Raw genomic sequence first — 7999 nt, 5'->3', positions numbered from 1 at the left:
TAGTAAATCCCAAACTGCGACAACGTTGAATATCTGAAAACTAGAAGAAAGCTACACCAATTTTTTAAGAGACGTAATTTCAGTACATAAAGGGATGAAAACTCTTACACTTTCTATGATGGGAATCATGTGCATAATTGCAACTGGAGCAATTTTACCTCATGCATTTTCAGACAATACTGGTAATGTAATAATTACTAGCACTCTAGTCCAGCCGTCTCAAATCCGGGCTGGGGACACATTTGTAATCAACGCCACTCTAGTCAACAATTCTACGGGTGCAATAAATGTGAAAAACAGTTGTGGAGGGCCATTTTCTGTATCATTTGATGCCCATGCCAAGGTTGAATTAAAAAAAGTATGCAACTGGATGCCAATCCAGATAATATTGCAACCAGGTAAAAATATCACCGGTTCTAGTCTATTTTCAAACCTTGCCTACAGAGCAATATCTACAGGAGCTGCAAATGCGACGATAACATTTTCGTATGTCTTATACAACAAGACTTCTAATCTGTCATTTGATAACTCTACTAACATCTCAAAATCATTCTTGTTTATCATATCAAACCCATCTGGAGATTTGACTCATGTGATACCTTCCCCACTAGTACAATTCAAATCAGGAANATTTGATAATTCAACTAACCTCTCAAAGTCATTCTTGTTTACCATCTCAAATCCGTCCGGAGGATCTACTCATGTAATGACTTCACCACTAACGCAATTCAAATCTNAGTCATTCTTGTTTGCCATATCAAACCCATCTGGAGGCTCAACTCATGTGATGACTTTGCCACTAGTGCAATTCAAATCANAGTCATTCTTGTTTGCCATATCAAACCCATCTGGAGGCTCGACTCATGTGATGACTTCACCGCTAGTGCAATTCAAATCAGGAATTATGGCCAACAATGTGGAATGTCAACAAGGTCTTCAACTGGTAATCAAGGCAGAAAATGGCAACCCTGCTTGTGTCAAGCCTGATACGGTTACAAAACTTGTTGAATGGGGATGGGCAAAAACAACAACATCCTAGCTATTCTACCTGACGTTTATCTAACTTGCTACAACACTAGAGTTGAATTTGCGAATTATCTTAATGGTGTCATCCGAGAGTCTGATTGTATACGCTGCAGCATTTGGATCAGTTGACTGGGCAAGCGTCTCTGCAAACTGGGTCTTGTCCCTTCCCCTCTGATACATTCCGCCGGACTCTTTTATGCACAACGGAAATTTTTGCAGTTTCAATCCGCTCTGGAATAAATGAGAAATGAATTTTTTGTAATCTTCAGGCAAGTACCAGTCTGCTTTTTTTTCTTCGCACAACATTATCCATGTGTCTATCGTATTCTGGAATAGCGCTTTACTTCTGAGTTCTTCAAGGGTCATCTTGGTATTGTCTAAAAGTCTGCTCGTTTCATCTTTGAGCCGCATCTTGGGCACATTCCGCCCTTGTATCTGTTGTTGCATGCAAGACAGATGTACTTGACACCCTGGTTCTGTCCAAAGAAACCTCCTCCGCCAACTCCTGAATCAGAGCCCATTCCTCCCATGCGCTTGAGTGATCTGTTTCTTAGAACTAGTGGGAAGATGATAAACACTGCAAGTGCAATCGCTACCCCTGAAAATGGTGGCCAGTTGAGATATGATGCAAGTAACTGAATACCTATGCTAAACGCCAAAGAGCCAAAAAGGAATATGAGATAAGTTTTGTAATTTATCAACGTTAATGGTTACATCAAAAAGCTTATAAATTTTTGTCAGGATTGCTCAGGACTTATTGTGGTCTCAAGTAGGTTACCATCACGGTCATAGGCAAAAATGTCACCGTCTTCATACGGTGATTGTATGATTATTGATACAAATCCAAAGAAATTGTGTAAATCAGTGACTGAGGGCTTGGCAAGACCTGTTGGATGCGAGTGGACTGTTCCTACATAGCTTGTATCAAGTGGCAGAAAAGAATGGGGAAATCCTGCAAATGTGGGACCTGTATGGAAAAATGGTGGGATTACCAAACCTTCTACAAACACGTTACCCTTTCTTGATTTTCCCCTAAGTATCAATATGCATTCATTTGGGTGGTTCATCTTGCAATATGACAAGATTCCATCTCTGACATCTTTTTTTATGGTTACAGTCCTTTTTTGTTTCTCTTTTTTTGAAAAGATCAAACTTAGATATCTTCCTCTAATCACTAATTAAGATGTGACGGTATTACCTTAGCAAGATTTTTGTATTTGCAAGTCTTGCAAGGCTTGACTCTAGACTTGATATACTTTTTGAAAGGGAGTGATTGCTATCTTTTACGTCTGCTTCCAGTTTCTTTTTGGTAGATTCAATATTTGCAAGGTCTGACCGTGTTTTTTCAAGTTCGTGCTCTTTTGATTCAAGTGATTTTATGTCAAAAACTGTCAGGTCTTTTTCAAGTGATGATACTTTGCTAGAATATGTTTCCTTGAGTGAAATGAATTCATCAAGCCGTGATATTGTCTCCTGGATCTGCTCAAGTGACTTGTCAGTATCCTTGACTGATATGGAACCTGAGACTACGGATTTTTCCACGGCTTCAAGTATCTGTATTATACCTGTCTTGTTTTGTGGCGATATGACATCATATGGATTTGCAACAAGCTCATCCATCATCTTTCTTACTGGTTTTTCAAACGATGAGATGTAGCTATATCTTCCAAGTGGTCTTGAGATCTTTGAGAACTGCAAGTCTATGATATGTTTTACATCTGACTTTTCAGATGACATGGAATCTACTCTGTGTTTTATTTCCAAAAACTTGGCATGTCCACTGCTTGATTTTAAATCATGAATCTGTCTATCAAGGGATGTACTGGTATCTTTCAATGTGTGAATCTCTGACTCTATCTGTGATATTCTTTCGTTTTTTTGTGCTATTGTGTTTCTATACTCTGAAATCTCTTGACCTGTCTCTATAATTTTTCTACTGTTTGAGCGCAAGTTTTCTACAATATTAATTGATGATTGTAACTGNTTGTGCTATTGAATTTCTGTACTCTGAAATCTCTTGACCTAGTTCTATAATGTTTTTGCTGTTCGCACGCAAGTTTTCTACGATATTAATTGATGATTGTAACTGGTTTCGACTCTTTGCTACTTTTGCAATCTCGTCTTTGAGGTTGTCTGCATATTTTTTTGCAAAGATGTGGATTATTCTTGAATTTAATCCCAACACGTCTCCTATTTTTTTTAACATCTGGCTTATCTCAAGATTTAGCGCAACTGCTTGGTCATACTTGGAAGCGCTTGTCAGATTGGTTGAGGTCTCTTTTTTGATGGTTGATACTATTGCATCCTTGCCTCGTTTTACTATGACTCCAAGATTTCTGTCAACATCGTCTAGCTTTAGGTCGTCTGATTCAAGATGCAAAATAAGGTCACGTATCTTTTTNTTATCGTCTCTGAAATCTGTGGAGTCTCTATGTCATGGAGCATGCCAGGTATGTCTTCAAGTGATATTGTTTTTTCACTCTGAACTGGTACAGTAGGCTGTTCCTGTGTTTTTTTCTTGCCAAAGCCGAAAACCATTTTCCTTGATCACTTGTTATGATATTGTAACAACATTAAATATTATGCAAAAGCACATCATGGTACCATGAGTGACATACGGCTTGTCATGATAGGCGCAGTCATAATATTTGCAGGCTTTGTGGTTGGAGGGATTGCAAACTCTGGCTATTCGCAATATGCCGTACAAGCACAAAACTTTGATGACTGTTTTGATTATTCTACGGGAGTTGAAGTGCATGTCAAGTGCTCTGATAAGAGCTATGATTACATACTGTATCTTGTGTTGTCACTTGGCTTGCTAGGTGCGGGAGGGTTTGTGATGTACAAGGGAATACGCGGAAAATGGGATCATGATGTAAAAGACAATGAAATGGTTGGCCCAAAAAATCCCTGATCTTATCTTATTGCATGTATCTTGACAAGATATTGTATTGCATTTAGAAACTCGTCATCTGAGATTTGTCCTGTTGTCTGTAGCTTGGCATCGTGTTTTACCCAACTTGGGATTGTTGTAAGGTTGGAGCCTATATCCATGGTGCCCTGCTGTGCCATTGACTTGAGAAGATCTACACTTGATATTTTATCTTGAGACCACTGGTAGACACTTGTTGCCCATTGAGCTTGAGGTTTGAATGAATTTGGTAGTTCATTGATTGTGGTTATGTGATATCCACTGCTTCTTATGTTGTCAATTAACGATTGTAGGTCTTGTATCTTTTGCATGTCTGGTACGTTTGTCTTGATTGTTCCGTTGTTCTGGGCATAGTCTTGGAAATTGAGTGTGACTATGGCATAGCCACTTGCATGTACGGTATCCTTGATACTTGACATTATTTTTTCATTGAGCATGCTCTGGTTTGTGTTTTGTGCAAGCACTCCTGAGAATATGTTTGCGGGATAGCTAGAAATGTTTTCAACAAGATCTGGGGAAATGACTAGAGGGCTACCGCTTATGATTCTGATATTGTTACTTGATGCGGCATAAAGTGTGCCATTATCNACTATGAATATTTTCTGTAAGATCTGTGGGAATGACTATGGAACTACCACTCATGATTTTGATGTTGTTACTTGATGCTGCATAAAATGTGTCATCGTTNGATCTTTTGTAAGTGTTGTATAATCTTCAAAACTCCATCCTCCTATTGCAATATCCAAGTTACTTGTTTTTGACTTTAGNTGCCATTATCTGTTTTTCCATAGGGGGGTATGAATACAGTTGGTGTGGCACCAAGCATGTTTGATATCTTGGTCTTTGATTGTTGTAACAAATTTGATTGCTGATCTTTTGTAAGTGTTGTATAGTCTTCAAAACTCCATCCGTTTATTGCAATATCCAAGTTATCTGCTTTTGATTTTAANGTCCTGGACATTGTCCAATCTGAATGCCACACAATTACAGTTTGGTATTGGTGGAACCTGATTATTTGTTGGCAGGACTGTGGGTGGTGTGATGGGAGGAACAGGTGAGGTTATTGGTGTTGTTTTTTGATTTTGTTGTATCTTTATGGCTGTAATTGTTCCATCCTCTGTCATGCTTGCAGTTGCCCACTCGGAACTGTCATCTGTTTTTGTCACCTTGAATGTATAATCGCCCACTTTGAGGTTTGAAAAATATGCATCACCTCTTGGTGTGACCGGAGAATCTGATACCTTGTTGCCTGTTGAATCAAAAAGACTGACTAGAAACTTTCCATCTGATGGTACCACTGCATGTGATTGAGAACTGAATAATGTTACAGTGACAAGTGAGTTGACTATGGGGGGCCAGTTTGTTGTAACCTTTACTTCTTGAGATATTCCTGGCCTGAGATATACTGGAGAAGTAGAATATGCTAGATGGTCTCCAATGTGAATGTCCACAATATAATGATCACCTGGAGATGTAGTTGGCTCTATCCAAAAACGTAACGAGTCTCCATTTGCATTTGTGGAACTGTGGGCCCATGTCTTGTTTATTTGGGCATCTCTGACATAGACTGTAGCATTTGTAATTGGTGTCAGACCATCGCTATAGAATGCATTAATTCGCATTCCCCCTGGAATTGGCAGCTTTATTGTCACATCCTGATGGGGCTGTTGCAGATCCACATATGTCACACTAGAGTACATGCTGTTTGCATATGCCACAATCTTGTATTGGTGGCCAATGGGAAGCGATACAATGTTGAATGGATTTCCTGTAACTGATTCTATTTCTTTGTAAGGTGTCTGACTAGAATCTTGGTAAATTTTCAACGAGACTGGCCAATAGTCAGCAGTGTCTCCATTGGTATAAGTCAGTGTAACTGCAATTGAGCCGCTTCCGTCTGCAAATGATGATGACGGAATTAAAAACAGTAGAGCTGGTAGAATCAAAATGAATTTCTTATGTTGCAATATGTGTCAAATATTTCGTCAAATGTCTTACCTCAAACATGCTAGACAGTGCTTGTTATTAAGAATCAGTGCTGACAAGTATGAAAGTCCCGGACTAGATTCCTATTCTGTCAGCACTGGTCCAAGTGATATCTTTTTTGAACAAGTGTTCAAAGACTGCACCAATAAGAAAAAGATCCATGATCTGCTTGAATCCTGTCACTAGAAATATTCCGTATGGGATAAGCCTTGGGTCTTCATTGTCAAGCCTTACTGCAAGTGATACCTGCAGACACTGTAGTGCTAAAAATATCGCAAACATCTCAAGTACAAATAATCCTCCGCCTGAGACTGCCGAGTAAATGGCACCACCTAGTGTTATGAAACCCACAAAAGGCATGATGCAACTAGAAAATACCATGTAGGGAAAGACAAATCGCTGTAATATCCCAAATCGTGGGTTTGTTAGCGCATCAGAATGTCTTGCAAAGACCTGGAGGTTTCCTGCATACCATCTCTTTCTTTGCTTGTATAGGCTCTTTAGTGACTCTGGTGCCTCTGTATATGCAGTAGAGTTTGTGCTTCCAGCTATGACCAATTTTGTTTTAAGAATCTTGAGTGTGACATCAAAGTCTTCCACCAATGTATCCTTGTGGTAGCTTCCAATCTCTTCTAAAACGCTTCTTCTAAAAGCTCCCAGTGCTCCTGGTACTACAGATATTGCACCAAAGACGTCAAGGGCTCTTCTTGCAATCTGAATTCCTCCGACATATTCTATTGCCTGACACCATGTGAGCCAGTTCTTTCTGTTTCTTACCTTGATGTTTCCTGCAACTGCTGCAACATTTTTGTCAACTGAGAATCCTTTGGCTAGATGTATCAATGAATCATGTCCTATTATGGTATCTGCATCAACAATTACAATTATTTCTCCTGTGGAATATGCCAAACCAAAGTTAATTGCGCTTGCCTTACCACCGTTTGTCTTTTGTAAAATCTTTGCTTGTTTTTTGTACTTGCTCATTATTTCAAACGTCTTGTCCTTGCTACCATCATCAACTACAACGATCTCCTTGTCTGGGTACTTGGTATCTATGAGAGCTTGAATTGTTCTTTCAATTACTTTTTCTTCATTGTATGCGGGAACAATTACTGTAATTTTTGGAAATGATGTCAATTCTGGAATTGACAACTCACGACGTTTACTGTATAGTGCAAGTGGAATGAACAAGAGTGTGCTCCAAAACGTCATGGTCAGGCCCCACAACAAAATTGCCCTTGATATGGAATCTTGGGTGAAATACGTGTCATAGCCTACAGTTACTCCAAGAAAGATAGGGGTTCCTAAGAGAAAGATCAAAAATGACGAGGGAAAACGCTTTCCNCATACTGATGACTGAAAATACAAGTAATGCCATCAAAATCAACAGGGCAAAGATTGCACCACTTATCACAAGTAAGACGGGATCAAATCTTTTTTGTTGTGACACGTCTGATATTCGGATGCCATCTTAATTGGTCTTTATCTTGAACGAGGTCTTGATTGTGTAGTGATATAATCAATGAATCATATTGATTAAGTAATAGAATGTGTGAAACTCTGATACGCTTGAAGCTAGTCCTTGTTTTGCTTTTCTTAGTATCTCTTGGGGCTGTAANAACGCTTTCCATACTTGAATTTTGAGGATAGGTTTCCATGCAGACTTAGCATCTGATATATTACGATAACAGCTCCCAGTCCTATTGCAATCATACTGATGACAGAAAATACAAGTAACGCCATCAAAATCAGCAGGGCAAAGATTGTACCACTTATCACAAGTAAGACGGGATCAAATCTTTTTTGTTGTGGCACGTCTGATATTCAGGTACCATCTTAATTGGTCTTTATTTTGTATGGGACGTGATTGTGTAGCNAACGCCTTCCATACTTGAATTTTGAGGATAGGTTTCCGTGTAAACTTAGAATCTGATATATCACGATAGCTGCACCAAGCCCTATTGCAATCATACTGATGACTGAAAATACAAGTAATGCCATCAAAATCAACAGGGCAAAGATTGCACCACTTATCACAAGTAAGACTGGATCAAA

Annotated in this window: 6 protein-coding genes and 2 pseudogenes; 1 reads left to right on the top strand and 7 read right to left on the bottom strand. The window is 39.1% G+C overall.

The features are described from left to right. Positions 1–1059: 1059 nt before the first annotated feature. The 4 genes and pseudogenes from DYY66_RS12395 to DYY66_RS12375 all read right to left on the bottom strand — a co-directional run. Entirely contained in the window at positions 1060–1392 is a 333-nt protein-coding gene (locus DYY66_RS12395; RefSeq protein WP_166289959.1) for a hypothetical protein, read from the bottom strand. Positions 1393–1403: 11 nt separating this feature from the next. Next, the gene (locus tag DYY66_RS12390; RefSeq protein ID WP_166289957.1) at positions 1404–1727 is read right to left on the bottom strand and encodes a hypothetical protein; all 324 of its coding nucleotides are present in this window, start codon (positions 1725–1727) and stop codon (positions 1404–1406) included. Between the two features lie 36 nt (positions 1728–1763). After that, positions 1764–2174 (bottom strand): Mov34/MPN/PAD-1 family protein, encoded by a 411-nt coding sequence (locus tag DYY66_RS12385; RefSeq protein WP_166289965.1) that lies wholly within the window; start codon positions 2172–2174, stop codon positions 1764–1766. A gap of 836 nt (positions 2175–3010) precedes the next feature. Beyond that, positions 3011–3406, bottom strand: a pseudogene (locus tag DYY66_RS12375) (hypothetical protein); the annotation flags it as partial. 225 nt (positions 3407–3631) lie between these two features. On the opposite strand from DYY66_RS12375, the gene DYY66_RS12370 reads away from it, so the two are divergent. After that, positions 3632–3940 (top strand): hypothetical protein, encoded by a 309-nt coding sequence (locus DYY66_RS12370; protein WP_166289948.1) that lies wholly within the window; start codon positions 3632–3634, stop codon positions 3938–3940. A gap of 786 nt (positions 3941–4726) precedes the next feature. Here the strand turns inward: DYY66_RS12370 and DYY66_RS16780 are convergent. The 3 genes and pseudogenes from DYY66_RS16780 to DYY66_RS16775 all read right to left on the bottom strand — a co-directional run. Beyond that, on the bottom strand, positions 4727–4886 hold a 160-nt coding region (locus DYY66_RS16780), incomplete at its 3' end, for a polysaccharide deacetylase family protein (protein ID WP_394352663.1). A 22-nt stretch (positions 4887–4908) separates the two neighbouring features. After that, positions 4909–5904, bottom strand: a pseudogene (locus DYY66_RS12355) (hypothetical protein); the annotation flags it as partial. A 115-nt stretch (positions 5905–6019) separates the two neighbouring features. After that, a complete protein-coding gene (locus DYY66_RS16775) occupies positions 6020–7156 on the bottom strand; it encodes a glycosyltransferase (protein WP_394352662.1) in 1137 nt (378 codons plus the stop codon). Positions 7157–7999 lie beyond the last annotated feature (843 nt).

Source organism: Candidatus Nitrosotalea sp. FS (genome assembly GCF_011319475.1).
GTDB lineage: Archaea > Thermoproteota > Nitrososphaeria > Nitrososphaerales > Nitrosopumilaceae > Nitrosotalea.
Note: the sequence above shows the minus strand (reverse complement) of the source record. Positions and strands in the feature narration are given on the sequence as shown.

Bases quoted from the DNA above. Each gene is read 5' to 3' on its own strand.
- DYY66_RS16775 (WP_394352662.1), bottom strand. From the start codon at position 7,156: ATGACGTTTTGGAGCACACTCTTGTTCATTCCACTTGCACTATACAGT.
- DYY66_RS12370 (WP_166289948.1), top strand. From the start codon at position 3,632: ATGAGTGACATACGGCTTGTCATGATAGGCGCAGTCATAATATTTGCA.
- DYY66_RS12395 (WP_166289959.1), bottom strand. From the start codon at position 1,392: ATGACCCTTGAAGAACTCAGAAGTAAAGCGCTATTCCAGAATACGATA.